Source organism: Jatrophihabitans cynanchi, assembly GCF_027247405.1.
Lineage (GTDB): Bacteria > Actinomycetota > Actinomycetes > Mycobacteriales > Jatrophihabitantaceae > Jatrophihabitans_B > Jatrophihabitans_B cynanchi.
On sequence record NZ_CP097463.1, the window covers coordinates 1,135,321 to 1,161,513 of the forward strand.

Here is a 26,193-nt window from a genome sequence, read left to right on the forward strand (position 1 = left end):
CCTCGCGGCGCCCTGCCGCTAATGTCAATACTTCGACAGATCTAGACGGTTTCGTCCAAATGCGCAGGTCGGCGTTCGCCGGAGCCGCGCGGGACGAGCCGGGTCGGCAGCAGGACGCGCCGCGCCGGCCCGTCGTCGCCGGCGAGCCGGGTGACGATGAGCTCGGCGCCCAGCTCGCCCATCCGCTCGGGGTCGTGCGCGATCACGCTGACGCCGAGCAGGTCGGCCAGGTCGAAGTCGTCGAACCCCACCAGCGCCGGCGGCGCCGCCAGTTCGCGGAGCACGCGCAACGCGCCGGTGGTGATCCGGTTGTTGGTCGTGATCAACGCGGTGGGCGCCGGGGTGAGCGCGAGCAGCTCGCGCACTGCACGCTCAGCCGCGGGGACGTCATGCGAGTCGGCCCGCACATACCGTTGCCAGTCGCCGGCGCCGGCCGCGGTCAGCGCCGCGCCGAACGCGGCAACCCGCTCGCGGTGCGTCGACAGCCGGCCGAGGTCACCGACCAGGCCGATCCGCCGATGCCCTTGCCTCACCAGGTGATCCACGCCCTGGCGCACCCCGCGCTCGTTGTCGATCACGATGGTGTCGGCGACGATGTCCTGCGGCGCGCGATCGAGGAACACGACGGGCAGCCCGAGCCGGCGCTCGGCATCGAGGTAGGCGTGCTCGGCCGCGCTGGAGACCACCAGCAGCGCGCTCACCCGCCGTTCGAGCATCTCGGCGATCAGCCGCTGCTCGAGCTGCGGATCCTCCTCGCTGCTCGCGGTGATCAGCGGCAGACCGCTACTGCGCAGCCGCCGCTCGGCCCCACGGGCGAGCCGCGAGTAGAACGGGTTCGCCAGGTCCCCGATGATCAACCCGACCAGCGTCGAGCGTGCTCCGGCCCGAAGATCGCGCGCTATCGCGTTGCGGCGAAAGCCCAGCTGTTCGGCCGCGGCACGCACCTTCGCGGCCGTCGCCGCGGACACGTACGGCTCGGCGTTGAGTGCACGCGAGGCCGTCTTGACGCTCACACCGGACAGCGCCGCGACCTGCCGCAGCGTTGGGCGATTCGTCCGAGCAACCATCTGACAACGCTAACCTTCCCGCGTCCCCCGCCACGGCAGCCGCGCAGTCTCGGCCCGTGCCGTGCCGGCGCATCTTCTCCACGTTTAGTGACAAATGCAAGGCGCGAACCGGACTCTTGACGCTATTCACGCGTCGGTGGTAAGCCTGCAGAGCAACTCTTGACATCGTTGTCAGACCCCCCGCTGATGCGCGCCTCAGGAGGCAGTCCCGTGACGGTTCGACACAGCACCCTCAACACTCGCCGGCCCGCCCTGGTGGCGGCGCTCTCCGCCGCCCTGCTCGTTGGCGGGTTGCTCGCGGCAACACCGGCCGCGGCCGGTCCGGCCCCGAGCCCGTCCGGCAGCAGCACCGCCAGTCCGGGTGCGCCCGCCCCGTCCGGGCCCGCTCCGCAGCCACAGGCGCGGACCGCGCCGGGCAGCCGAGCGCACCACCCGGCGGTGTGCACGCGCGGCACCGACGGGCGTCCGGTCGACTGCCCGCAGGCCGTGCCGCGCGCGAAGATGCCGTCCGGCGCGAAGAACACCACGACGCTGGCCCAGCCGGTCACCGACCTGGCCGCCCTCGTCGACACCCGCACCTGGACGACCGGCGGCGGCAACACCTTCCCCGGTGCGGACGTCCCGTTCGGGATGACGCAGTGGAGCCCGGACACGATGCCCAACCGCAGCGCCGGCGGCGGCTACAGCTTCGGCGACACCTCCCTCACCGGCTACTCGCTCACGCATGTCAGCGGCCCCGGCTGCGGCGCAGCGGGTGACGTGCCGATCCTGCCGATGACCGGCGCGCTGCCGTCCGGCGACCCGAACGACGTGACCACCGCCTTCAGCAATGACGGCGAGATCGCGCAGGCCGGCTACTACTCCGCGCACAGCAACCAGCCGGACACGATCACGAGCGAGTTCACCGCGACCGCGCACACGGCGATGGGTCGGTTCACCTTCCCGGCCACCACCCAGGCCGACGTCCTGGTCAAGCTGATGGACAGCCAGAACGGCGACTGGGGCGAGACCGCGCGCGTCGTCAACGACCACGAGATCGTCGGCTCGGACACCAGCGGCCACTTCTGCGGCGAGCAGGTCAACGACGGCCAGAAGCAGGAGTACACCGTCCACTTCGACCTGGTCTTCGACCACCCGTTCACCGCCTCGCAGATCCTGACGCAGAACGGCGACCCGTCCGCCGTGTTCCTGACTTTCGACACCACGGCCGCACAGACCGTGCAGGCGAAGGTCGCCACCTCCTACGTCAGCGATGCGAACGCGCAGCTGGACGTGCAGACCGAGAACCCGGGCTGGGATTTCGGCGCCGTCAAGACCGCAGCCCAGAACGAGTGGAACCGTTTGCTCGGCGAGATCCAGATCGCGGGCGGCAGCTACGCGCAGACGCAGGAGTTCTACAGCGCGCTCTACAAGGACTTCATGCAGCCGAACATCAGCAGCGACGTGAACGGCCAGTACATGGGCGCGGACATGGCGGTGCACACGGTCAGCGGCGGGCAGCACGATCAGTACGGGACGTTCTCCGGCTGGGACATCTACCACTCGCTCTCGCAGTTGCAGGCGATGCTCGACCCGGAGGCCGCCGGTGATCAGGCGCAGTCGCTGGTGAACTACTACGAGCAGGACCAGATCCTGCAGCAGTGGGGCTACTTGAACCTGAACAACTATGTGATGGTGGGCGATCCGGCGCAGTCGATCATCGCTGACTACTACGCGTTCGGCGCGCACAACTTCAACACCTCCCAGGCGCTGGCCGACATGCTCAAGCAGGCGACGACCGTCAACGACGTGCGCCCGGGTGAGGCCCTGGAGCAGAAGTACGGCTACCTGCCCGAGGACGGCCGCTACGGTTGCTGCAACGCGCACGGCCAGGTGTCGACGTTGGAGGAGTACGACAGCAACGACCTGGCGCTGGCGATGTTCGCCTCCGCACTGGGCGATCACCAGAACGCCGCGATGCTGCAGGAGCGCGCGAACAACTGGCAGAACGTCTTCAACCCCGGCAACGGGCTGTTGACACCGCGCAACGCCGACGGTTCGTTCATTCCCGGCGTCACCGGCACGACCACTGACCGGTACGTCGAAGGGGACGCCTACGAGTACCTGTGGAACACGCCGAACAACTACGCCGCGCTGTTCAACCTGCTCGGTGGCAAGGCGAAGGTCGCGCCGATGCTGCGCAAGTACCTGTCCAAGCCGAACGGCTTCGGCATGTACGCGCAGCTGACCAACGAGTTCGGCTTCGGCGAGCAGTACGCGCTGAACTACGCGGGCGACCCGGCCGGTACGCAGCAGGCGGTCGCGAACATCCGCAACACGATGTACCCGCCGGGGCCGAGCCTGGACAACAACGACGACCTCGGCGCCAACAGCTCGGCGTTCGTGTGGGAGATGCTCGGCATGTACCCGGAGAACTCCGGCTCGGACAACCTGGTCTTCAACTCCCCCGGCTTCCCGCACGCCCAGATCACGCCGCCGCACGGCAGGACGATCACGATCAACGCCCCGGCCGCGTCGGCCGATACGTACTACGTGCAGAACCTGAAGCTCAACGGGAGTCCGTACCAGAAGCTGTACGTCTCGTACTCGACGCTGGCACGCGGCGCCCAGCTCGACTGGAAGCTCGGAACGACACCCTCGACGTGGGGCACCGCGCCGCAGGACGCGCCGCCGTCCTACGGCGCAGGCACCGAGCCGGTCGTCGGCTACCTGTCCGACCCGCAGGTGACGGTGGCGCCCGGCGGGACGGCCACGGTGACCCTCGGCGCGCAGAACGCGACGACCCGACCGCAGCAGGTGATCGCCTCGGTGACGGCGCCGGACTCGCTCACGGTCTCGCCCACGTCCGGAACGTTGCGGGTGCCGCCGGCCGGCAGCGGGACGATGACCCTGACCGTGCATGCGGATGCGTCGGCGGCCCAGACGTTCTACTCGGTCCCGATCGCACTGTCCGACGGTGACGCGGTGCTGCCCGAGGTGACGCTGACCGTGCTCGTCGCCCAGCCGGGCAGCCTGCTCGCCGCGTTCGACAACCGCGGCATCTCCGACGACACGGCCGTGGCTGCGGGCAACTTCGACGGCGGCGGCCGCAGCTACTCGGCGCAGGCGCTGGCGGCGGCCGGGCTCACCGCCGGGCAGCCGGTGACCGCGGGCGGTATCAGCTACGGCTGGCCGCTGCCCGCGCCGGGCTACCCGGACAACGCGATCGCGGCCGGGCAGGCGATCACGCTCGACGCGCCGTCCGGAACCGCGCAGGTCGGCGTTCTGGGTGCGGCGTCGAACGGTCCGAGCCAGGGCATCGCGACACTCACCTACGCCGACGGCAGCACCGACCGGTACTGGCTCGGCCTCAGCGACTGGACGCTGAACGGCGGCAGTGCCCATCCGTCGTACGGCAACCTGGTCGCCGCGCGCACCACGTACCGCAACTGCGCGGGGTGCAGCGGCGGGCGGGACTCGGTGGACACCGACATCTTCGCGACGTCGCTGCCCGCCGACCCGGCCAAGACCCTGACGTCGCTGACGCTGCCGTCCGGCACGACGCGCGGACAGTTGCACGTCTTCGCGATCGGGACGTCGACGTCGGCCTCGTCCGGACCGGTGATCACCAAGGTGACGCCGGCAACGGCCGGTGCGGGTGACACGGTGACGATCAGCGGTTCGGGTTTCGGCGCGGCACGGGGCAACGGCTACGTGGCGTTCAGCGATCGCGGCACGAACTGGGGCGCGCCCGACAACGGCGCCTCGCTCTCCGTGACGTCGTGGTCGGACACCGCGATCACGTTCACCGTGCCGACGCCTTCCGGGCCGGGTGGCGCGTGGCGGGTGTGGCCCGGCACGCCCGCCGCGGTGACCGTGGTGAACGACGCCGGCCAGGTCTCCGACAGCGCGGTCGAGCAGATCACGCCGACGTCCGATCCGGCCGACTACTACGACAATGTCGGCATCAGCGCCGACGCCGACGAGACCTGCGCGAACCTGGACGGTGTCGGGTTCAGCCTGTCCGCCGACGCGCTGGCCGACGCCGGGGTGCACCCGGGCGGGGCGGTGACCGCCGGTGGCGTCGGCTTCACCTGGCCGGACGTGCAGCCGTGCACCGCGGACAACATGCTCGCGGCCGGACAGACGATCCTGCTGCCGGCGCACCCCGGTGCGAGCACGCTCGGGCTGCTCGGCACGTCGACGAACGGTGACTCGTCCGGCACCGCGACCGTCACCTACACCGACGGGACGAGCACGTCGGCGCCGGTCACCTTCACCGACTGGGCGGGGTCGGCGACGCCGCCCGAGGTGCTCGCTGTGGCGACCGCGTACCGGAACTCGACGGACGGCACCTCGCAGGCCCTGCCGGTGAACGTGTTCGAGGTGAACATCCCGCTCGACGCCGGCAAGACCGCCGCCTCGCTCACCCTGCCGAGCGTGGGCTATCAGGTCGGCAGCGGCCGCAACGGGATGCACGTGTTCGCCATCGGCGAGAGCTGACCTCGCTCGCGCCGCCTCCCCCACCCAGTGCCGAAAATCCGGGCTGAGATCCGGTTACTGGATGGGGGAAGCGGCGTAGCGGGTATGCGATCGGCATGACCGATCTGATGCCGGGTTCGGGCGAGGACCGTCCCGAGGACCCGCTGCCCCAGGACGACCCGAACGCGCCCCAGGAGCCACAGGCGCCGACCACCCCGGCGACGACCGAGGCGCCGCCCGGGCACGACAGACCCGCCGAGAAGCACGGCAAGTACTCGCCGCGACATCGCGGCTGAGACCGCCCTGCCGCGGGTCACCTGAGTCACACTCCGGGCCGCCCCGGAACGTTACCGACGCACTGTTCGTAACATAACGACAGGACGTCGATAAATCGGAGGCGGTACATGTTCTTGGCGCTGCGCGATCTTCGACGCGCCTGGCGGCGCTTCAGCCTGGTCGGGCTGGTGGTGGCGCTCGTCGCAGTTCTCGCCACCGTCCTCGCCGGCCTCGCCGACGGCCTGGTGCAGCAGGGCACCTCCGGGTTGCGGGCGCTGCCGTTCGACCACCTCGCGTTCCAGCCTGGGGCGCAGGCGGTGTTCAGCCGCTCGACGCTCAAGGACCCGGCGCTGCAGCAGTGGCAGCGGCAACCGGGCGTGAAGGCGTCGCCGATCGGCGTGTCGTTCGTGAACGCCGCGCCCGACGGCGGCGGACCGAGCATCGACCTGGCCCTGTTCGGCGTGCAGTCCGACAGCTTCCTGGTACAGCGACCCGACGCGCGCGCCGCACTCGCCGGTCGACCGGGCCTGGTGCTCGCCGACGAACTGCGCGCCAAGGGCGTCACGGTCGGGCAGCGCTACCGGCTCGGCGGCTCGGACGTCGCGCTGCCGGTACTGGGCTTCACCTTCGCCGGCTCGTACGGGCACGTCGACATCGCCTACACCTCGCTCGCGACGTGGCAGTCGATCGCGTACGGCAGCGGCGGGGTCGGGCGCTTCTCGGCAGTCGCGCTGGACATCCCGTCCGGCACCGACGTGGCAGCTGTCGACAAGGCCGCCGGTACCGAGACCAAGACCAAGCAGCAGGCCTACGACGGCTCGCCCGGCTTCACCGCCGAGACGCAGACGATGACGCTGATCCGCGCCTTCCTGCTGGCGATCTCGGCCCTGATCGTCGGCGCGTTCTTCACCGTGCTCGCGGTCCAGCGCACCAAGCAGATCGGTCTGCTCAAGGCGATGGGCGCGTCGAGTTGGTACGTGCTGCGCGACGGGATCGCCCAGATGGCGCTGGTAGTGCTCGCCGCGACCGCGGTCGGCGCGGGCGCGGGCGCCGCGATCGTGGCGCTGCTCGACGGCGGCACGGTACCGGTTGCCCTCGCGCCGGGCAGCGTCCTGACCACGGCCGGACTGATCGTGCTCACCGGGATCCTCGGCAGCCTCGCCGCGTTCCGCCGCATCACCCGGGTCGAACCGGCCGTCGCATTGGGAGTGTCGCAATGAGTGCCCTGTCACTGCGCGGTGTGTACGCCGCCTACCCGGACGGCGCGGGCGTACGCGTGCTGCTCGATCACGTGGACCTCGACGTCGCGCCGGGCGAGGTGGTGGTCGTGACCGGGGCGTCCGGGTCGGGCAAGTCGACGCTGCTCGCGCTGGCCGGACTGCTGCGCCGGCCGGCGGACGGGGACGTGCTCATCGCTGGGACGTCCACCGCGCGGCTGTCCGAACGCAAGCGAACCGCCTTGCGGGCCGAGCGGATCGGGCTGATTTACCAGTCCGCGAACCTGGTGCCCACGTTGACCGCGCGCGAGCAGCTCGAGCTCGTCGGTCACATCGCCGGGGCGCCCCGGGCGGCGACCCGGGCGCGCGCCGATGACCTGCTCGCCGAACTCGGACTCACCACGCGCGCGGGCGCCCTGCCGGCTCAGCTGTCCGGTGGTGAGCGGCAGCGGGTCGGCATCGCGCGGGCGCTGATGGGCCGGCCGCAGGTGTTGCTGGCCGACGAACCGACGGCATCGCTCGATCCGGCGCTCGCCGAAGAGGTCGCGACGATGCTCGCCGTGCAGACCCGCAAGCATCAGCTCGCCACGGTGATCGTCACGCACGACGACGCGCCCAGGCGGCACGCAGACCGGCACCTCGCGCTGCGCGGCGGGACCGTTCAGGAACTCGCCCTATCATCGTGAGACCATGCCCAAGATCAAGGCCGGCAGCGTGGCCGAACACGTGGCCCGGCAAGAAGCCGCCGTCTTCGACGCAGCGATCACGTTGTTCACCGAGCGTGGCTTCGACGCGGTGAGCCTGGGCGACATCGCCGCGGCGGTCGGGCTGGCACGCAATTCGCTGTACCGCTACTTCCCGGACAAGGCGCACATCCTGTTGCGCTGGTTCGCGCGCGAGCTGCCGGCCGAGGTGCAGCGCTCGCGCGAGTTGCTGTCCGGGCCGGAGCCGGCGCGCGAGCGCATCTGGCGCTGGGCGGTCGCGCGGCTCGACTATGCCAAGACGCCGGAGCACGCGCTGATCGCGAACCTGTCGTCCGTCGTGCCCGAGCTGGACGACGCCGCGCGCGCCGAACTCGCCGACTCGCACCGGCAACTGCAGGCACCGCTGGACGCGGCGCTGCGCGACGCGGGTATCCGGCGGCCCGCCGACCGCACCGTGATCGCCGAACTGATCGGCGCGCTCGTGCTCGCCACCGCGCAGCAGGAGGCGGCGCGCGACGGTATGGGGCGGGCGAACCACGCGGCGCGCACCCATCTGCGCCGGGCGATCGACGGCCTGCTCGCCGGCTGAGCCCGCTGCGCGACCGCCACGCCTAGAGGTACTACTCGTGGGAGTCGAGCAGCAGAATGTTGCCGGCGCCATGCCACTATCGCGTGTCGCCGCTGCCGGAGGGCGCGAAACCGCTACCTTCGGGGGTCGTCAGAGCGACTGATCGGGGCAGTGGAATGGGCATCGCCATCGGGGTGTGCGCGCTGTCCTGCCTGTGCCTCGTGGCGATGATGCTGCTCGCTTACCAGCGCCGTGTGGATGAGGAGTACGACGACCTGAACGACGGCCTGAACGACGACGTAGAGTTCGCGGACGAGCAGGCCGAGCTGGCCGCCGCCGAGGAGGACGTCGTGTTCGAGGCCGCCGAGTACGTGCGCGAAGAGGATCGCGTCCGTCCGGCCGTCAGTGCCACCGGCGAGCTGATCTGGGTCGACGAGGACGAGCTGGTGTGGCACGAGATCGTGGCGTGGACCGGGCTGACCGAGGACCTGTCGCCCACGCATCGCGTCCTTGGCGCGTGAGCACCGAACCTGTCGTCATCTACACCGACGGCGCGTGCAAGGGCAATCCCGGACCGGGTGGGTGGGGCGTGTGGCTGCGCAGCGGCACGCACGAGAAGGAGTTGTACGGCGGGGAGCCGTTGACCACCAACAACCGGATGGAACTCACTGCGGTGATCGAGGCGCTCAACGCGCTGACCCGCCCGTGCGAAGTCACCCTGTTCACCGACAGCGTGTACGTGCGCGACGGCATCACCAAGTGGATCCACAACTGGAAGCGCCGTGGCTGGGTCACGTCCGACAAGAAGCCGGTGAAGAACGCCGATCTCTGGCAGCGGCTGGACGAGGCGGCCGCGCGGCACCGTGTCGACTGGCGCTGGGTGCGCGGGCACACCGGTGATATCGGCAATGAGCGCGCCGATGCCTTGGCGAACGCCGGCTGTGCGCGGTACCTCTGAAGCTTCGTCGAAGGACTACCCAAGCATGGTCGCGGCGTTGCCTCTGACATGACCGAACTGACCGAACCACAGATCGCGTACCTCGCAAGTCAACGCCTGGGCCGGATCGCCACGGCCGGCGCCGATCACAAGCCGCATGTGGTGCCGACGTCGTACCGGTACAACCCCGAGCTCGGCACGGTCGATGTGGGCGGCCACCATGTGGGCACGACGAAGAAGTTCCGCGACGTGCAGGCCAACGGATGGGCAGCCATCGTCATCGACGACCTGGTCTCGACCGATCCGTGGACGCCACGCATGCTGGAGATCCGCGGGCGTGCCGAACCGATCGTGACAGGCGGATCGGCGCTCGGGCCGGGCTTCGGCGAGGCATTCATCCGCATCCACCCCGAGAAGATCAACAGCTACGGCATCGAGTAGTCAGCCGCTCACCGCCCGCTCTGTCAGATCAGAACGGTGGTGGTTGGTCGTTGGGGTCGGGTCCGGTCTGCTTCGGTGGTTCGGGTTCGGGTTGGGGTATGGGTAGTTCGGGTGGTCGGTAGTGGTAGTGGTGTCGGGTTGCCGAGGTCCAGTGGTAGGTGCCGTCGGGGGTGCGGGTGAGGGTCCAGCCGGCGTGGTGTTTGAGGTCGTGGTGCCTTTTGCAGAGGGGTTCGAGGTTGGTCACGCTGGTGGGGCCGTCAGGCCAGGGCCGGCGGTGATCGAGTTCGCAGTTGTGGGCGCGGCGGCGGCAGCCGGGCATGATGCAGTGTTGGTCGCGGGTGATGACGTGTCGGGTGATCGTGGTGGTGGGCTGGTAGCGGTGGGTGATCAGGCTGCTGTCGATCCCGGGCCGGTTCGGGGTCGGCGGTGCGCTGGTCTTGCCGGCTGGTCTTCGTGCCCCAGGCGTTGACGGCGGTCCATACGGTTTCGATGCCGTCGGCGGGCGCGAACAGGGTGAGCCAGCCCATCCCGTCCTCGACCTGCTCTTTGCGCACGTGCCGTTGCGCGGCCGCAGCGCGGTGTTTCTCGTTCTGGGTCTTGGCGTGGTGTTTGGCGATTGCGCGGCGGACGGCGGCGCGGAACTCACCGGGTGTCTGTCCGGGTGCCCGCTTCAGGACCTGTGCCTGGACTTTCGCGGCCGCCGGATCGGGTAGGTCGACGGTGGCGGTGGCCAGGATGCGGGCGTGCACCGCGGACAGGTGCCCCGAGCGCAGCAGGTCGAGCGTGTCCCACAACCGCCCGCTCAGTTCGCTGGCGCACTGGAGGCGGTCCTGGGTGGTGGCCGGCGGCAGGTGCAGCGCGAGCGCCGCCTCCTCGCGCAGGAACTGCTCACCGTCACGGTCGCGGTGGGCGAGTTCGGCGAGCAGTTCGCTCTGTTTGGCATCCACCAGCGCACGGAGCCGGTCACAGGCGGTGAGGGCGTCGATCAGGCCGGTGTCCGAGAGCCGGCCCGGCAGCAGCGACTCCATCGCGGTCAGGACCGCACCGGACGGGTGCAGCACGCTCGCCGCGCCGGCGGCCTGGTCGGGCCGGTGCAGCACGTCCGACGCGGTGGGTAGTGGGGTGCATTGGGTGGGGTCGACCAGGTCGACGGTGATCCCGTCGACCATGATCTGGTCGGATTCGCCCATGCGTCTGATTCTACAGCACCGGCTTGACTTGTCAACACTTGAGGATGGACTTTCGCCTTATTTTATCGGCTGATCCCGACAGAACCACAGCGGAAGGCGACCCGGCAGCGGAAGCCGACCGAGAGCGGGTCCCCGTCGCCGCGCTCTTCGACGGACAGCAACCGAGACCAGCAGCGACCCAGCATCACAAGCTCGACCCACAGTGGGTCGAGCCGCGTCTTTGACGGAGCGCAACCACGACCGGACCGCGACCCAGCGGCGCAAACCCGGCCGAGCACCCAGCTCCTCGTCGCCGCGCAATTCGACGCGGCGCAACCAGAGCGAGAGCCAGCCCGGCGGCGCAACGCGACCAACAGCGAGTCCCCCGTCGCCGCGCTCGTCAACGCGTAGCGGCCAGCCGAGGCAAACCCAGCAACGGCAACCGACAGAGAGCCGCTGAGGCTGGCTCGGTTTGCGCACGCGACGCACAGCAACCCGGCCCAGCGCCAAGCTCGCCGCCCGCTCCGCAACCCCAGAGCGACCGGGGCGACTCAGCACCGCCACCTCGCCGACCGAGCTCAGGGTGCGGCGCGGTCGATCACCGAGCGTGCCTGCCGGATCAGCGCCGGGTCGATCATGCGGCCGTCCTCGAGCGCGATCACGCCTGCGTCGGGCTCTCGTGCGAAGGCCTCGATCACCGCGCGCGCGTCGGCGACGTCAGCCTCGGACGGCCGGAACACCTCGGCGATCACGGGAACCTGGCGCGGATGGATCGCGGCGCGCCCGAGGAAGCCCAGCCGACGCCCGGCGAGCGAGCCGGCACGCAGCCCGGTCAGGTCGGTCACGTTCGGATAGACCGACAAGACGGGCGCCGGCAGGCCGGCCGCCCGGGCAGCGACGACGACCCGCGAACGGCACCAGGCCAATCCCGCCGCGTCGCTGACGCCGAGGTCGGCGGCCAGGTCCGCCTCGCCGAGCCCGATCGCCGTCACCCGCGGTGACGACGCGATCTCGTAGGCGGCCTCGACACCGCGGGCCGACTCGATCAGGCAGTGCAGCCCGCACCGCACCGCGCCGAGCAACGCCACTGCGGCGGCGACGTCTGCCACCGACTGCACCTTCGGCAACCGGACCGCGCGCAGCGCCGGAACGTCGCTCAGCGCACGCAGATCGTCCTGCGCCCACGGCGTGTCCAGCGCGTTGACGCGTACCTCGACGCTGCCGGGCGCCGCCGTACCCAGCCAGCGCACTGCGGTCGCGCGCGCCTCGGTCTTGTGCGCCGGGACGACGGCGTCCTCGAGATCGAGGATCACCACGTCGGCGCCGGACGCGACCGCCTTGGCGTACCGGTCCGGCCGGTCGGCGGGCACGTACAGCCAGGTCACCGGCAGCACGTCAGATCACCTGCGCGGCGCGGAGTTTGTCGATCTCCTCCGCGGTGCGGCCGAGTTCGGCGAGTACCGCGTCGGTGTCCGCACCGTGAGCCCGCCCCGTCCAGCGGATCCGGCCCGGCGTCTCGGACAGGCGGAACAGCACGTTCTGCATCTTGACCGGGCCGAGGTCCGCGTCCGAAACGGTCGAGATCGTCCCTAGCGCGGCGAACTGCGGGTCGGTCACGATGCCGCTCGCGTCGTACACAGGCGCGATGGCCGCCTGCGCCCGCTCGAACGCGGCCAGCACGTCGGACGCGTCGCGCTCGGCGATCCAGCCACCTACCGCGGCGTCCAGCTCGTCGGCGTGCGCCGCGCGGCCGCCACCGGTGGCGAACCATGGCTCGCCGATCACCTCGTCGCGCCCGACCAGGCGCATCACCCGTTCGGCGATGTTCTGCGAACTAGTCGAGACCGCCAGCCATGCCCCGTCACGGCTGCGATAGGTGTTGCGCGGCGCGTTGTTCGCCGACCGGTTGCCCAGGCGCGGCGCGACGGTTCCGAGCTGGTCGTACACGGTGACCTGGCCGCCGAGCATCGACAGCATCGGCTCGATGATCGCCATGTCGATCACCTGACCGCGCCCGGTACGGTCGCGTTCGCGCAACGCCGTCATGATCGCGAACGCGGTGGCCAGCGCAGTGATGCCGTCGGCCAGCCCGAACGGGGGCAGCGTGGGCGGCCCGTCCGGCTGACCGGTGACCGCGGCGAACCCGCTCATCGCCTCGGCCAGTGACCCGAAGCCGGGACGCGCCGAATAGGGACCGAACTGCCCGAACGCGGTCACCCGCGCCAGGACGAGGCCGGGGTTGCACGCGAGCAACCGATCGGTGGCGAGGTTCCAGCGTTCCAGCGTGCCGGGACGGAAGTTCTCGATCAGCACGTCGGCACGCTCGGCAAGCTCGAGCAGCACGTCCTGCCCCTCCGGTTGCGACAGGTCGAGCGTGGCCATCCGCTTGTTGCGTCCGATCGTCTTCCACCACAGCCCGACGCCGTCCTTGCTGGCCCCGTGGCCGCGCGCGGCGTCCGGCTTGGTGGGGTGCTCGATCTTGAGCACGTCGGCACCGAAGTCGCCCAGGTGCGTCGCGGCGAGCGGGCCGGCGAACAGCGTGGCCGTCTCCAGGACACGGATGCCGCGCAACGGCGCGCTCATCGCTCGTCCACCGGCACGGCGCAGCGGAACCCGATCGACGGCGAGCGGAACACCAGCGCGCCGGCGACCAGGTACTTCGCCGATACGTCCGGGGGCTTCGGGCCACCCTCGAAGTACCAGTCGGACGCGGTGTTGACGTAGTCGGCGCCGCCTTTGAGGATGCAGAACCGGGTGCGGCCGTCGGTGTGCTCGCTCTCGGTCAGGTTCCACACCAGCGGCCGCGCACGCTCGATCACGCCGGCGGCCGCGGCCACCTGCCACTCGTCCTCGGTGGGCAGGCGCATCCCGGCCCAGGCGGCGTAGGCACGCGCATCGGTGAGGTCGACGTAGCTGACCGGCGCGTCGCCGGTGCCGGGCGCGGGCCGACCGTCGACCCAACCGGCGAGGAACCGCTCCGCGCGCCGCGGCCGGTAGCCGGTCTCGGTGAGGAACCGTGCGTACTGCGCGTTGCTCACCTCGTGCCGCTCGATCGCGAAGCGTTGCAGGCGCGCGGTGCGCAGCAGCGTGCCGGTGTGGTGCAGCCGCGGCGGCAGCGGCTTCCACTCCTCGACGAACGGTGTCTCGCCGTACAGCCCGGTCTCGCGCGCGCGGTGGTGCACGGTGAGCTCGTACCGCCCGCCCGCAACGACTGCTGTCCCGGCAGGCGGTTCGGGCACCGGCGGCGCCAGGTGCACGATGCGCTCGGCGATGCGGGCGGGGAACGATGCGTCCGGGTCGTGCGGCGTACGGCCAGGCTCAGGTCGATCGGCAGCCGTGGTGGCGAGCACGGCCGCGATCCCGCCGGCGGGCAGGTCGCCACTCACGACGCGCGCACCGCCCTCGCCGCTGACGACCAGTTCGATGCCGGACGTGAGCTCGGTGAACATCGCGGCACCCCGCACCCGCAGCAGTGGCCCGCTGTAGTCCTCGGCGCTGCGATTCACCAGCGTCCACAAGGCGATTCCGTCATGCTCCCATCGCGAGGCGTACACCGGACAGTCGCCACCGGGGTGATCCGCGAGCGGCGTCCAGGTCTCGGTGCGTAGCCAGGGCGCGTACTCGCGATGCACCCGCCGCATCGCGCGCAGCACCGATCGGTCGCGCGCGTTCCACCCGACCCAGACGCCGAACACGCTTTCCCAGACGAGAATTCCGGCGCCGTTGAGCCACGCCGACTGCAGCTCCTCCAGATGGCTGCGGTTCCACCGGCGCACGTGGTGCGGTATGTGCCTTCGCTCGAACCACTTGGCCCGCATCACTCCCGGGACGGTCGAGTCGGCGTACCACTGCGCCCACGACATCGTGTGGTCGGCGAGCCGGTTGGCCGGCAGCCGCGATTCGGCCTCCATGCTGATGCCCGGCCGCAGCTCGTCCAGTTCCTTGCGAACCTCGGCCGCGCCCTCCTTGACGCTGTCGAAGAACGCGCCGTCGGCGCCGGTCCACTCGACGAGCGCGCGCACGTCGGCCGGCTCGCTGGACTCCCACGGGTAGATGACGACATACACGCGCACGGCGCGGTCCTGCAGTTGCCGTACGAGCATGGGGAGTTCGGGTACGTCGCGGTAGTAGGCGTACTGGTCGCGGTCGTCGACACCCTCGATCGGGTAGGCGTGCCAGAGCAGCACGCCGTCGAAGCCACCGAACTCGCGCTCGGCGTGCTCGAGGTACTTGTCGACGGTGAACTTGCCGGCGTCGTGGTCGTACAGCAGTTCGTCCCACAGCCACGCGACGTCCATCACGAAGCAGTCGCCGCGCTCGGTGTCGTAGCGCGTTCCGTCGTAGGCCAGCCGCTGCCGCGCGCCGTCGCGCCACCGCTTCAGCTGTTCCCGCCAGCGCGGCCATTGCGCGGGATCGCTCGGTGGCGCAAGGATCTTCGCGTCGTCGAGCACGGACAGGTCAGCGCCGGGCTCCAGCGGCACCTCGGTGAACAGGTCGAGCGCGCGCGGCACGTACGGGTTCAGGAATGGGCTCACGGATGATCCTTCAGGAACTGGTCGATCTCGGTGCGGTACGGGATGGCGGCGGACGCGCCGGTACGCCCCACGCTCAGCGCTGCGGCGGCGGCCGCGCGGCGCACACCGGCGCGCACATCGCTCGTGCCGGCCGCGGCGAGCGCACCCACGAACGTGTCGCCCGCCGCGGTGGTGTCGACGACGGGGACGGGGAACGCGGGCGCCGCGAACGAGTCACCCGCGCCGAAGCAGCGGCAGCCGTCGGCGCCGAGGGTGATCACGACGTCGCAGCCGTACCGCTGCAGCGCTCGCCCGGCGGCCTCGACGTCGGTCAACCCGGTCAGTGCGGCGGCCTCGTGCTGGTTGGGGACGAGCAGGTCGACGTCGGCGAGCAGGCTGTCCGGCAGTGCGGTGACGGGTGCCGGTGTGAGCACCGTGCGCACGCCGGCACCCCGCGCGAAGGACGCCGCCTGGGCGATCGCCTCCACCGGCAGTTCCAGTTGCAGCAGCAGCACGTCCGCCGCGGCGATGCGCTCGCGATGGGCGTCGGTGAGCGAACGCACCGTGCCGTTCGCGCCCGGCACGACGACGATGGAGTTCTCACCGCCGTCCTCGACCAGGATGTGCGCGGTGCCGCTCGGCCCGGGTACTCGGACCAGCCCGGACACGTCGATGCCCTCGTCGGCGAGCAGCGTGCGGAGCCGCACGCCGTACGCGTCGTCGCCCACGGCGCCGAGGAAGCTCACCGTGCCGCCGGCCCGGGCCGCGGCGAGCGCCTGGTTGGCGCCCTTGCCGCCGGGCACCGTGCTGAACGACCTGCCGGTGACCGTCTCACCGGGCTTCGGGGCACGCAGCACGCGTACCACCAGATCCATGTTGGCGCTGCCGAGTACGGCGATCCGGGTCATCGGGTGTCCCGCAGCCGGTCGGCGAGCGCGGCGGTACGGCGGGCGAGTTCGTCGATGGCGATGCCGTCGAAGCCGGGCAGCGTGCTCGCGATCCGGTTCTCCAGCGGGCCGACGAACTGCTGCGGCAGCGCCGACGCGCCGGCGAGCGCGCCGCAGATCGCGCCGGTCGTCGCGCCCGCGGAGTCGGTGTCCCAGCCGCCCATCACGGCGATGCCGACGGCTTCGACGAACTGGCCGCCGCTGGCGGACAGCGCGTACGCGATGAGCGCCGCGTTGTTCACGGCGTGCACCCAGTGCAGGCCCCCGTACGCGGCGTGCAGGTCGTCGAGCGCGTCGTCCAGCGGCCGGCCCGAGCGCCCGAGGGCCTGACCGCGCCGCACCGCCGCGGCGAGCGCACAGTCGGCCGGGATGACGGACAGTCCGGCCTCGAGCACGGCATCGACGTTGTCGGCGACGACCGCGGAGGCACTCGTCGCCGCGGCCCACAGCGCGCCGTACAGCCCGTTGCGGCGGTGGCTCAGCCAGGCGTCCGGGTACACGCTGCGCGCGGCCGCGGCCGGGTCGCCCGGGTGTGCCCAGCCGTGGACGTCGGCACGGATCAGCGCGCCGATCCACTCGCGGAACGGGTTGCGCACCAGGGCGGCCCGCTCCGGTTCGACCCCGTCGAGCAGGTTGCGGTACGCGGCCCGCTCGGCGGTGAACACCCGCCCGGCGGGCAGTTCGGTGAGCCAGGCCTGCGCGACGTCCTCGGTGCGCAACGCGGTGCCGTGCCGCTCGAGCAGCGCGAGCGCGAGCATGGCGAAGTTGAGGTCGTCGTCCTCGGGCATGCCGGCGATGTTCTCGACGAGGCTGGTGGGCCGGCTGCGACGGTTCCACGGCCACTGCTCCGCGATCCCGGCGGGCAGGCCGACTTCGGTGAAGTAGCCACGCACCGGCCAGTTCCCGGTGGCCTCGGCGATGGCGCGGATCCTTCGCGCGGGATCTTCTCCACCGGCTTGCCGAGCAGGCATCCGGCGGCGCGCCCGAGCCAGCCGCCGAGGACGCGCTGGAAGTCCACTCTCCCGCCGGCTGTCCGGTCATCGCTCGCGGAACTCGGAATGTCCGGGGCGGGTGCGGTGCGGCGGTCGATCTCGTCGAGCAGCTCGGCGGCGAGCGGACGCAGCGCGGCCAGCGCGGCGTCCTCGGACGCGCCGCTCACCTCTGGCTCGAGCGGGCCACCGGCGGCGGTCCAGCGCTGCGCGACGTCCTCGACCCCGACGCCCTCGGCAGCAGCCTGCACGAGAGCGTGCGGGAGCAGGTCCTCCGGGCGGCTCCAGGTGAGTCTCATCGGTCCGCTCAGCCGGCGTCCGTCAGCTTGTCCAGCGCAGCGGCACGCTCGGCGGCCCGGCGCGCATCCTGCTGGTGCAGCTCGACCGCGAGCGCGGCGAGCACCCGGCCGGGCTCTTCGATGTCGATGCGGCTCGCGGTCGCGACGTCCGTGCGCCACTGGGCCGGCACGGTGGCCAGCCCGCCGAGCGCGCCGCACACCGCGCCGGCCATGGTGGCGATCGAGTCCGCGTCCCGGCCGTAGTTGACCGCGCCGAGCACCGCGTCCGGATAGCTGCCGCCGGCCAGCAGCACGAAGCCGAGCGCGACGGGCAACTCCTCGATCGCCTTGGTCCGGCTCGGGCGGCGCGCGTCCATGCCCGGCGCGCGGTAGTCGGGGCCGACCGTGTCGTACGGCGCGACCGCCGCGCGCAGTTGCGGGATCGCGGCCCGCCAGTCGGGCTGGGTGCGCGCCACCGTGCACACCGCCTCGATGGCCTCGCGCGTGCCGTCGTGGGCGTGCTCGAGCGCGGCACTCACGGCCGACTCCGCGGTGGCGTCCGGTGCCATCGCCGCCGCGACCGCCGCGGCGAACACGCCGGCCGCCTCGCGCCCGTAGCTGGACTGGTGCGCGCCGGCGATGTCGATCGCCTCGGCGTACGCGCCGGCGGGGTCCGCCGCGTTCACCACGCCGACCGGCGTCATGTACATCGCGGCGCCGCAGTTCACGATGTTGCCGACACCCGCCTCGCGCGGGTCGACGTGCCCGTAGTGCAGCCGCGCGACCAGCCACTTCTCGGCCAGGAAGATCCGGCTGAGCAGCAGCGACTCGGCCTCCAGTTCCGGCACCCAGCGCTTGTCCTGGATCAGCAACGGCACCAGGTCGGACGCGATGGCGTACGCGTCCAGGTGGCTGCGCCGCGCGGCGTACACGTCCACCAGCGCCCGGGTCATCAGGGTGTCGTCGGTGACGTGCCCGTCGCCCTTGTGGTACGGCGCGATCGGCCGGGCGTCCTGCCAGTTCGCGTAGAACGGGCCGACGATGCCGGTCACCCAGCCGCCGTGCCGTTCGCGGATCTGCTCGGGCGTCCAGCCCTCGGTGGCACCACCGAGTGCATCACCGACGGCGGCTCCGGCCATCGCGCCGACTGCCTTGTCCTGCAGGAGACTCACGTCTGCTCTCCATCATCTCGCCGGCCGGGGCGGCCCGGGGATCGCCGGGCCGCCCCGCCGAGCGGCTACTGGTTGACCTGAGTCCAGCCGTCGGACAACTTCTTGTCGAGGCCATCCAGGCTGATCTTGTCGGCCAGGTACTGCTGGAACGCCGGTGTGGCGATCTGGTCCTTCCAGCGCGGGTAGTTCGTCGCGCTCTGGAACGGGGCCGACACCATGTACTGCGCCCCCGCCAGGGTCTGCGTCCAGCCGCTGGCGCCGCCGGTCGCCTTCTGCACCGCCTGGCGCGCGGCATCGGTCGTCGGGATCAGCCAGTCGCCCTGGGCGACCGACGCGAGGTTGTCCGCCGACATGAAGTAGTCGATGAACTGCGCCGCCTGCTTGGCGTGCTTGCTCGCCTGCGACACCGCGAGCACCTGCGGGTCGGCGGCCTGGTTGGCCGACGTTCCGGACAGCGGCGGCAGGACGGCCCAGTGGAAGTTCTTCGGGGCCTGCTCGCTGATCTGCTGGGCGACGTAGTTGCCGCCCACCACCATGGCGACCTTGCCGGCGTAGAACGTCGGAAGCACATCGGTGCCGGACTGCGTCAGCGACGTCGGGTCGATCGACTTGTCGTCGTAGGCCATCGCGTGAATGCGTTGCGGCACCTGGTTCTCGTTGTCGCCGACGTTGATCTTCACGTCCTGGCCGCTGCCGCTGAAGTACGTTCCGTCGAAGTTCAGGCCCAGCGTCATCATGGTCGCGGTGGGCGACTTCAGCCCCCAGCCGAGGCCGTGCGCCCCGCCGGTCGTGGCCTGCTTGGCGATCGACTGCAGGTCGTCCCAGCTGAGCGTGTCACCGGACGGGACGGTGATTTTGTCGGCCTTGAGCAGGTCGGTGTTCGCGAACACGACGTAGCTCTGCAGCAGGGTCGGTGCGGCGTAGATCTTGCCGTCGTTGCTCACCGTGTCCCAGACACCCTTCGGCACCGACTTCTTCACCTCGCTCGACAGCTTGTCGCTCAGGTCGGCGAGGTAGCCCTGCTGGATGAAGCCGGCGATGTCGGCGGCGTCGTCGTGGATGATGTCCGGTGCCGTGCCGCCCTCGAACTGGGTGACCAGCTGGTCGTGCACGGAGTCCCAGCTGCCTTGGTCGAGCTTGACCTGGATGTTCGGGTGGTCCTTGTTCCACGTCTCGACGATCTTCGCCACAGCGGCGACGGTCGGCTTCTGGAAGGCGAGGCTCTGGAAGCGGAGCGTCACCTTGTCGTTGTTGCTGCCGCCGCCCCCGCTGGAGCTGCAGGCGCTCATCAGCGCCGCCGCGGTGGCCGCAACCACCGCGAGCGCGGCGGTCCTTCTCGTTCTCATCTGAGCTCCTTCGGTGCGGATTCCTCTAGTGGGTTGGGCTGGTCATCCCTTGACGGCGCCGGCGAGCAGCCCGGAGGTGAGCCGCCGTTGGATGAGCGCGAACACGAGCAGGCTCGGGATCGTGGCCAGGACCGACCCGGCCGCCAGTGGCCCGAGGCTGACCTGGCCCTCGGAGCCGACGAACCGGGCGAGCGTCAAGGGAAGGGTGCGGGTGCTGCCACGCAGCAGCACGAGGGCGAAGAAGAACTCGTTCCACGAGGAGATGAAGGCGAACATCGCGGTCGCGACGATGCCCGGACGCAGCAGCGGCAACACGATGCTCACGAGCACCCGCAAGCGGCCGGCGCCGTCGACGGCGGCAGCCTCCTCCAGGTCGACCGGCAGACCGGCGACGTATCCACGCAGCATCCACAGCGCGAACGGCAGCGTCCACACCAGGTACACCAGGGTCAGCCCGAGCAGCGAGTTGAGCAGGTGCAGCGAGCGCAGGATCATGAACAGCGGGATGACGATGAGCACGACCGGGAACAGCTGGCTGACCAGGATCCAGCCGGTGGCGATGCCACGCAGCCGGGTCTTGAACCGCCCGAGCGCGTACGCCGCCGGCAGCGACACGGCGATCGTGAGCAGCGTGGCGCCGACCGCGACGATCGTGCTGTTGAGCGCCGAACGCAACAGCCCCTGCGCCTCGAGCGCGTCGTGGTAGTTGCTCCACTGGAAGTGGTGCGGGATCAGGCTGGGCGCGATCGAGGCGAGCTCGCGCGGCGTCTTGAGCGAGATCGACAGCAGCCACAGCAGCGGGAAGCCGAGGAAGATCAGGTAGGCGGCGAGCGCCACGTATTGCGCCGCCTTGGTGGCCGGTCGCCTGCGCACTACCCCTCGCCGGGCGCCCTTCACGTGGCGTCCCGACGCAGGCCGGCCCGCAGGTAAAGGCCGAGGAAGAGCACGACGAGCACCACCATCACGTCGCCCATCGCGGCAGCGCGGCCGAACTGCCCGTACCGGAAAGCCTCGTTGTAGGCGAACAGCATCGGCAGCATCGTCTTGCCGCCCGGTCCGCCTGCGGTCAGCACGTAGACGAGGCCGAAGGAGTTGAAGTTCCAGATGAAGTCGAGCGAGGTGATGGCGAAGATCACCGGTCGCAGGTGCGGCAGGGTGATGTGCACGAACCGGTGCCAGGTGGTGGCACCGTCGACCATCGCGGCCTCGTGCAGTTCTGCCGGGATGCCCTGCAGCCCGGCCAGCAGCGTGATCGTCGTCTGCGGCATGCCCACCCAGACGCCGACCACGATCACCGCGGGCAGCGCGGTGTTGAAGTCACCCAGCCAGTTGATGTGCGTCTGGCTCAACTTCAGCTTGTTCAGCGTCTCGTCGATCGGGCCGACGGTGGGGCTCAGCAACAGTCGCCACATGATCGCGACGATCACCGGCGGCATCGCCCACGGGACGAGCGCGAGCGTGCGGGCCAGCCAGCGCAGGTGCAGGTCCTCGTTGAGCAGCAGGGCCAGGCCCAGCCCGAGCACGAACTGGATCACCGTCACCGACACCGCCCAGACCAGGCCGATGCGGAACGACTCGAGGAACAGGCTGTTGTGCAACAGCCGGGTGAAGTTGTCGAAGCCGACGAAGTGGGTGGGGATGCCCAATCCCGCGCGCGAGTCGGTGAACCCCAGGTAGACGCCGCGGGCGAGTGGCACGACGCTCAGGGCCAGAACGGGCAGCAGCGCGGGCAGCACCAGCAGCCAGGCGTCGCGATCACCCCTGCCGCGCCGTCTGCGGCGCGGCGCGGTGGTCGGCTGCGCCGCTGTCGACGGCGCTTCGACGGTGGTCACGGCTGCTTGCGCTTCCGCGGCGACGACGCAGGTGGCGCGACCGGGTCGCTGGATGCGCGCACGACGAGCCGCGGCGACACGGACGCACGCTGGGGCGGCCGGCCCCGTTCGCCGAGCCGGTCCAGCAGCATCGCGGCGGCGATCCGGCCGCGCTCCTCCGAGCCGAGCGAGACGCTGGTCAGGGCGGGCGTCGCCAGCTCGGCCAGCTCGGTGTTGTCGATGCCCACCACCGCGACGTCGTCGGGCACGCGCAGGCCGGCGGCGCGCAACGCGCGCAGCGCGCCGATCGCGAGCAGGTCGTTCGCGCAGATCAGCGCGTCGGGCCGGTAGCGCGCGAGCAGGTCGGTCGTCGCCTTGTCACCGGCGTCATGGGTGAAGTCCGTCGCGCCGACCGTCTGGCCGTCGGCGACAGCCAGCCCGGCGGCCTGCATCGCCTTGCCGAAGCCCTTGGCGCGGGCGGCGCCGGGAACGGTGTCCTGCGGCCCGTTCACGAACGCGATCGAGCGGCGGCCGCCGTCGACCAGGTGCGCGACCGCGAGCCCGACACCGCGCGCGGAGTTGGTACGGACGTTGTCGATGCCGGTGCTCGCCGGCAGCGTGCCGATCACGACCACCGGCACCCGCGCGCGCCGGATCTCGGTGACCACCTCGTCGGTGATCCGGATCGGGCTGACGATCAGGCCGTCGGCATAGCCGCGGTTGATGCCGCGGATCACCTCGACCTCCATCTGCGGGTCGGCACCTGTGGCCGAGACGACGAGCCGGTAGCCGGCCGCCCGGACCACGCCCTCGATCGCGCGCATCATCGCCACGTACACCGGGTTGCCCAGGTCGGCGACCGCGAACGCGAGCTGCTCGGTGCGGCGCACCTTGAGCGACCGGGCCGACGCGTCCGGCACGTAGCCGAGTTCGGCGGCCGCGCGCCGCACCGCCTCGACCATCTTCGGGCTGGCCGACGCACCGGACAACGCGCGCGAGGCCGAGGCCACCGACACCCCGGCGGCAGCTGCCACCTCGACGAGGGTCGGGTGCTGCGGCGGCTGCACGCGCTGATCCTCTCGCCGGGGCCACACGGACTTTGGAAACGTTCTTGCAATCGTTTCCAAATATCTTGGAGGCGACCGGCCACCGCTGTCAAGACCCGTACCGCGCAGTGCGCGCTCAGTTTTGTCCCCCTCGTGCCGATTGGACCTGTCGGAGGTCCACGACGGCGCTACGGAGGCAACGCAGGTGTTCCCTTACGGCCCTGTGCCGCCCGAACCCGATCTCGCACAGTCGCATCCCGGGCTGCTGCCGTTCGTCGAGGCGGGCACCGGCGCCGACGCCATGCTCGCCTACCTGCAAGGCCTGCTCACCTGCGCCGGCGGCGTCATGTACGTCCGCGACCTGTCCGGACGGATGCTGCTGGCCAACCACGGCTTCGAGCAGCTCGTCGGCCGGCCGGTGTCCGAGATCGTCGGGCGCACCTCGTCGGATCTCTTCGGTGCCGAGATCGGCGAGGCCCACCTCGCGACCGATCGTCTCGTGCTCCGCGGCGAGCGCGCGTACATCACCACCGAGACGGCGCTCGACGCGACCGGGTCCGTGCGGCAGTTCGTCTCGCACAAGTTCCCGCTGATCGACCCGGACGGCGTTGCGTTCGCGATCGGCGGGCTGTCGATCGACACGACCGAATTGCAGGACGAGCGCCGCGCCGGCCGCGAAGCGCGGTTCGAGTCCGAGACGCGGTTCCGCGGCGTCTTCGAGCACGCACCGATGGGCCAGGTCTTCGTCGGCATGGACCGGCTGATCGAGTCGGTGAACGAGCCGATGGCCGCCATGGCCGGCTACACGGTGCAGGAGATGATCGGGCGCCCGATCACCGACTTCGTCCCCCCGCAGTTCCACCAGACGCTGCGCGAGGAGGCCGAGGCGCTGCTGGCCGGCCGGCTGGTGCGGGTCAGCGTGGTACGCGCCCTGCAGCACCGCGACGGGCACTGGGTGCCGATCCGGGTCACCAGTGCGCTGCTGCCCGGCGCCGACGGCGCGCCGCGCTGGTGGGTGACGATGGTCGTGGACATCACCGACGAGGAACGTGCCCGCGTCGAGCTGCAACGGGCACACGACGGGGCGCTCGAGGCCGCCGATCGGCTTCGCCTGCTGCATTCCATCGCCACCGCGGCGAACGAGTCCGGAACGCTCGACGAGCTCGTCCCGCACCTGATCGAGACGGTCTGCGCCCACTTCGGCTGGACCGGCGGCGCGCTCGTGCAGTGGCCCAGCCGCGGCGCCGGCCGGCCGAGCTGCCGGCACGAGACCGATGGGGCCGGTCTGAGCGCCGCGGCGGCCGCTCTCGCCGCGCCGCGCGGTGAGGAGCCGGCCCTGCTGGCCGACGGACCGCGCCCGCTCGTCGTGGTGCCGCTCGGCGGCGACGACCCGCGTGGCCGGCTGGCGCTCCTGTTCGCCGTGGGCGACAGCGACGAAGCGTGGCACCCCGACCTGCTGGCACTCGTCGGCGGAGAGTGTGCCCGGGTGATCGAGCGCGATGCCGCGGCGCGGCGGTTGCGCCAGAGCGAGGCCCGGTTCCGCTCGGTGTTCGACTCCTCGCCGCTGGCGATGGGGCTCACCGTCGGCGACGAGGGCACCTACCGCGACGTCAACGAGGCACTGTGCCAGCTGCTCGGCCGCACCCGCGAGCAGCTCGTCGGCGCCGCGGCGCGCGACATCGTGCACCCCGACGACGCCGGACTCATCGACGCGGCGGGGGCGGCAGCCGCCGCCGCTACCGACGGGCGGCACTGCCGCGAGCTACGGCTGCTGCACTCGTCCGGGGCGACCGTCATCGCACAGGTGACCCTGGTCTGGATGGACGGCTCGGAGGGCTCGCGGGTGCTGCTGGCTCAGATCGAGGACATCACCGCGCGGCGTACCGCGGAGGCGGCGCTGCGCCAGCAGGCCGAACGCGACGGGCTCACCGGGCTGGCCAACCGCACGTTCCTCGCCCGCGAACTCGCGGCGATGGGTGCGGCGGACTCCAGCTGCGCCGTCCTGTTCATCGACCTGGACGGGTTCAAGCTGATCAACGACACGCGCGGGCACGATGTCGGTGACGAGGTGCTGGTCGAGGTCGCCGCGCGGCTGCGTGCGGCGGTGCGCCCGTCCGACCTCGTCGCACGCTTCGGCGGCGACGAGTTCGTGGTCCTCTGCCGCACCACCGGGCACCCGGACGGCGGCGAGGTCTACGCGACGGCCCGGCGGGTCGCCGACCGGATCGAGAGCTCGCTTACGGTGCCGATCACGACCAAGTCGGGAGCCGCGCAGGTGACCGCGAGCATCGGCATCTCCGGCGGCCAGGTCCACGCCGAATCGCCGCAGGAGCTGTTGCAGCGCGCGGACACCGCTATGTACCAGGCGAAACGGCTCGGCAAGGACCGGCACGCCGTGTACGACGAGCACCTGCACGAGCAGACCGTCGAGTACCAGCGCACCGAGGCCGCGCTCCGCAACGCCCTCGACGAGCAGCGCCTCGCGGTGTACTTCCAGCCGATAGTCGACCTCGCCGACGACCACGTGGTCGGCTTCGAGGCCCTCGTCCGGTTGCGCGACGAGACGGGCCGCATCGTGACGGCGGACCGGTTCATCGCGGTCGCCGAACAGAGCGGGCTCATCGTGCCGATAGGCACCTGGGTGCTGCAGGAGAGCTGCCGCACCATCGCGGCACTGCGGCACCGGACCGGTCGCCCGCTGACCGTCGCGGTGAACCTGGCCGCGCAGCAGGCCAGCCGGGCCGACCTCGCCGACACCGTGCTGCACGCCCTGGGCGACACCGGCCTGCCCACCGAGGCCCTGACCCTGGAGCTCACCGAGTCCGCGCTGCTCGAGGCCGACGACGCGACGCTGGAGCAACTGGTCCGGCTCAGCGAACTCGGCGTGGTGATCGGGCTGGACGACTTCGGCACCGGGTACTCGTCACTGACCTACCTGCGGCGCTTCCCCGTCTCGCACCTGAAGGTGGATCGCTCGTTCGTCAGCGGGATGACCTCCGACAGCGGCGATTCGACGATCGTGCGCGCCGTCGTCAGGCTGGCGTCCGATCTGGGCCTCGAGTGGATCGCCGAGGGCGTCGAGACGAGCGAGCAGCGCCGGGAGCTGGCGGCGATGGGGCCCGGCTACGCGCAGGGCTACCTGTTCAGCCGGCCGGTGCCCGCCGACCAGCTCCCGGGGCTGCTCGACCGCGGATGCGAGCTCGGGCACCGCCCGCTGGACGCCGGCCCGCTGGGCCGTACCGCCTGAGCA

Annotated in this window: 21 protein-coding genes and 1 pseudogene; 9 read left to right on the plus strand and 13 right to left on the minus strand. The window is 71.2% G+C overall.

Going from position 1 to position 26,193, the window contains the following annotated elements; all coding sequences use genetic code 11:
• Positions 1–41: 41 nt before the first annotated feature.
• A complete protein-coding gene (locus M6B22_RS05540) occupies positions 42–1,067 on the minus strand; it encodes a LacI family DNA-binding transcriptional regulator (RefSeq protein WP_269444779.1) in 1,026 nt (341 codons plus the stop codon).
• Between the two features lie 210 nt (positions 1,068–1,277).
• Between M6B22_RS05540 and M6B22_RS05545 the strand changes: the two genes are divergently transcribed.
• From M6B22_RS05545 to M6B22_RS05580, 8 genes are all read left to right on the plus strand, one after another.
• Positions 1,278–5,549 carry a GH92 family glycosyl hydrolase gene (locus M6B22_RS05545; protein WP_269444780.1) on the plus strand — a complete coding sequence of 1,424 codons (4,272 nt, stop codon included), beginning with the start codon at positions 1,278–1,280 and terminating at the stop codon, positions 5,547–5,549.
• Between the two features lie 95 nt (positions 5,550–5,644).
• Positions 5,645–5,824: a hypothetical protein gene (locus M6B22_RS05550; RefSeq protein ID WP_269444781.1), complete on the plus strand. Its 180-nt coding sequence runs from the start codon at positions 5,645–5,647 to the stop codon at positions 5,822–5,824.
• 108 nt (positions 5,825–5,932) lie between these two features.
• The gene (locus M6B22_RS05555; protein ID WP_269444782.1) at positions 5,933–7,024 is read left to right on the plus strand and encodes an ABC transporter permease; all 1,092 of its coding nucleotides are present in this window, start codon (positions 5,933–5,935) and stop codon (positions 7,022–7,024) included.
• Positions 7,021–7,707: an ABC transporter ATP-binding protein gene (locus M6B22_RS05560; protein WP_269444783.1), complete on the plus strand. Its 687-nt coding sequence runs from the start codon at positions 7,021–7,023 to the stop codon at positions 7,705–7,707. The genes M6B22_RS05555 and M6B22_RS05560 overlap by 4 nt, the downstream gene beginning before the upstream one ends.
• 4 nt (positions 7,708–7,711) lie before the next feature.
• On the plus strand, positions 7,712–8,314 hold the full coding sequence (locus M6B22_RS05565; protein ID WP_269444784.1) for a TetR/AcrR family transcriptional regulator: 603 nt from the start codon (positions 7,712–7,714) through the stop codon (positions 8,312–8,314).
• Between the two features lie 155 nt (positions 8,315–8,469).
• Positions 8,470–8,814 carry a hypothetical protein gene (locus tag M6B22_RS05570; protein ID WP_269444785.1) on the plus strand — a complete coding sequence of 115 codons (345 nt, stop codon included), beginning with the start codon at positions 8,470–8,472 and terminating at the stop codon, positions 8,812–8,814.
• Positions 8,811–9,251, plus strand: a complete 441-nt coding sequence (gene rnhA, locus M6B22_RS05575) for a ribonuclease HI (protein ID WP_269444786.1) — start codon at positions 8,811–8,813, stop codon at positions 9,249–9,251. Before M6B22_RS05570 ends, rnhA begins: the two co-directional genes overlap by 4 nt.
• Before the next feature lie 48 nt (positions 9,252–9,299).
• Positions 9,300–9,671, plus strand: coding sequence for a PPOX class F420-dependent oxidoreductase (locus tag M6B22_RS05580; protein ID WP_269444787.1), 372 nt, complete (start codon positions 9,300–9,302; stop codon positions 9,669–9,671).
• A gap of 28 nt (positions 9,672–9,699) precedes the next feature.
• Here the strand turns inward: M6B22_RS05580 and M6B22_RS05585 are convergent, their stop codons facing one another.
• The 12 genes and pseudogenes from M6B22_RS05585 to M6B22_RS05640 all read right to left on the minus strand — a co-directional run bounded on the left by M6B22_RS05585 (position 9,700) and on the right by M6B22_RS05640 (position 22,964).
• The gene (locus M6B22_RS05585; RefSeq protein WP_269444788.1) at positions 9,700–9,915 is read right to left on the minus strand and encodes a hypothetical protein; all 216 of its coding nucleotides are present in this window, start codon (positions 9,913–9,915) and stop codon (positions 9,700–9,702) included.
• 13 nt (positions 9,916–9,928) lie between these two features.
• Complete coding sequence (locus M6B22_RS05590; RefSeq protein WP_269444789.1) at positions 9,929–10,861, minus strand: DUF222 domain-containing protein; 933 nt, start codon at positions 10,859–10,861, stop codon at positions 9,929–9,931.
• A gap of 557 nt (positions 10,862–11,418) precedes the next feature.
• Positions 11,419–12,234, minus strand: coding sequence for an HpcH/HpaI aldolase/citrate lyase family protein (locus M6B22_RS05595; protein ID WP_269444790.1), 816 nt, complete (start codon positions 12,232–12,234; stop codon positions 11,419–11,421).
• Position 12,235: 1 nt separating this feature from the next.
• Positions 12,236–13,423, minus strand: coding sequence for a CaiB/BaiF CoA transferase family protein (locus M6B22_RS05600; protein ID WP_269444791.1), 1,188 nt, complete (start codon positions 13,421–13,423; stop codon positions 12,236–12,238).
• A complete protein-coding gene (locus M6B22_RS05605) occupies positions 13,420–15,375 on the minus strand; it encodes an SUMF1/EgtB/PvdO family nonheme iron enzyme (RefSeq protein ID WP_269444792.1) in 1,956 nt (651 codons plus the stop codon). Before M6B22_RS05605 ends, M6B22_RS05600 begins: the two co-directional genes overlap by 4 nt.
• Positions 15,372–16,262 carry a ribokinase gene (locus tag M6B22_RS05610; protein WP_269444793.1) on the minus strand — a complete coding sequence of 297 codons (891 nt, stop codon included), beginning with the start codon at positions 16,260–16,262 and terminating at the stop codon, positions 15,372–15,374. The genes M6B22_RS05605 and M6B22_RS05610 overlap by 4 nt, the downstream gene beginning before the upstream one ends.
• Positions 16,259–17,589, minus strand: a pseudogene (locus M6B22_RS05615) (ADP-ribosylglycohydrolase family protein). Before M6B22_RS05615 ends, M6B22_RS05610 begins: the two are co-directional and overlap by 4 nt.
• A gap of 8 nt (positions 17,590–17,597) precedes the next feature.
• Entirely contained in the window at positions 17,598–18,707 is a 1,110-nt protein-coding gene (locus M6B22_RS05620; RefSeq protein WP_407935649.1) for an ADP-ribosylglycohydrolase family protein, read from the minus strand.
• A 98-nt stretch (positions 18,708–18,805) separates the two neighbouring features.
• Positions 18,806–20,086 (minus strand): ABC transporter substrate-binding protein, encoded by a 1,281-nt coding sequence (locus tag M6B22_RS05625; RefSeq protein ID WP_269444796.1) that lies wholly within the window; start codon positions 20,084–20,086, stop codon positions 18,806–18,808.
• 42 nt (positions 20,087–20,128) lie between these two features.
• A complete protein-coding gene (locus tag M6B22_RS05630) occupies positions 20,129–20,959 on the minus strand; it encodes a carbohydrate ABC transporter permease (RefSeq protein WP_269444797.1) in 831 nt (276 codons plus the stop codon).
• Positions 20,960–20,979: 20 nt separating this feature from the next.
• Positions 20,980–21,918, minus strand: a complete 939-nt coding sequence (locus M6B22_RS05635; RefSeq protein ID WP_269444798.1) for a carbohydrate ABC transporter permease — start codon at positions 21,916–21,918, stop codon at positions 20,980–20,982.
• Positions 21,915–22,964 carry a LacI family DNA-binding transcriptional regulator gene (locus tag M6B22_RS05640; RefSeq protein WP_269444799.1) on the minus strand — a complete coding sequence of 350 codons (1,050 nt, stop codon included), beginning with the start codon at positions 22,962–22,964 and terminating at the stop codon, positions 21,915–21,917. The genes M6B22_RS05635 and M6B22_RS05640 overlap by 4 nt, the downstream gene beginning before the upstream one ends.
• A 184-nt stretch (positions 22,965–23,148) precedes the next feature.
• Here M6B22_RS05640 and M6B22_RS05645 point away from each other — a divergent pair, with 184 nt between their 5' ends.
• Positions 23,149–26,190, plus strand: coding sequence for a sensor domain-containing protein (locus M6B22_RS05645; RefSeq protein WP_269444800.1), 3,042 nt, complete (start codon positions 23,149–23,151; stop codon positions 26,188–26,190).
• The last annotated feature ends 3 nt before the right edge of the window (positions 26,191–26,193 follow it).

Bases quoted from the DNA above. Each gene is read 5' to 3' on its own strand.
- M6B22_RS05540 (WP_269444779.1), bottom strand. From the start codon at position 1,067: ATGGTTGCTCGGACGAATCGCCCAACGCTGCGGCAGGTCGCGGCGCTG.
- M6B22_RS05550 (WP_269444781.1), top strand. From the start codon at position 5,645: ATGACCGATCTGATGCCGGGTTCGGGCGAGGACCGTCCCGAGGACCCG.
- M6B22_RS05555 (WP_269444782.1), top strand. From the start codon at position 5,933: ATGTTCTTGGCGCTGCGCGATCTTCGACGCGCCTGGCGGCGCTTCAGC.
- M6B22_RS05560 (WP_269444783.1), top strand. From the start codon at position 7,021: ATGAGTGCCCTGTCACTGCGCGGTGTGTACGCCGCCTACCCGGACGGC.
- M6B22_RS05565 (WP_269444784.1), top strand. From the start codon at position 7,712: ATGCCCAAGATCAAGGCCGGCAGCGTGGCCGAACACGTGGCCCGGCAA.
- M6B22_RS05570 (WP_269444785.1), top strand. From the start codon at position 8,470: ATGGGCATCGCCATCGGGGTGTGCGCGCTGTCCTGCCTGTGCCTCGTG.
- M6B22_RS05580 (WP_269444787.1), top strand. From the start codon at position 9,300: ATGACCGAACTGACCGAACCACAGATCGCGTACCTCGCAAGTCAACGC.
- M6B22_RS05590 (WP_269444789.1), bottom strand. From the start codon at position 10,861: ATGGGCGAATCCGACCAGATCATGGTCGACGGGATCACCGTCGACCTG.
- M6B22_RS05600 (WP_269444791.1), bottom strand. From the start codon at position 13,423: ATGAGCGCGCCGTTGCGCGGCATCCGTGTCCTGGAGACGGCCACGCTG.
- M6B22_RS05610 (WP_269444793.1), bottom strand. From the start codon at position 16,262: ATGACCCGGATCGCCGTACTCGGCAGCGCCAACATGGATCTGGTGGTA.
- M6B22_RS05620 (WP_407935649.1), bottom strand. From the start codon at position 18,707: ATGGCCGGAGCCGCCGTCGGTGATGCACTCGGTGGTGCCACCGAGGGC.
- M6B22_RS05625 (WP_269444796.1), bottom strand. From the start codon at position 20,086: ATGAGAACGAGAAGGACCGCCGCGCTCGCGGTGGTTGCGGCCACCGCG.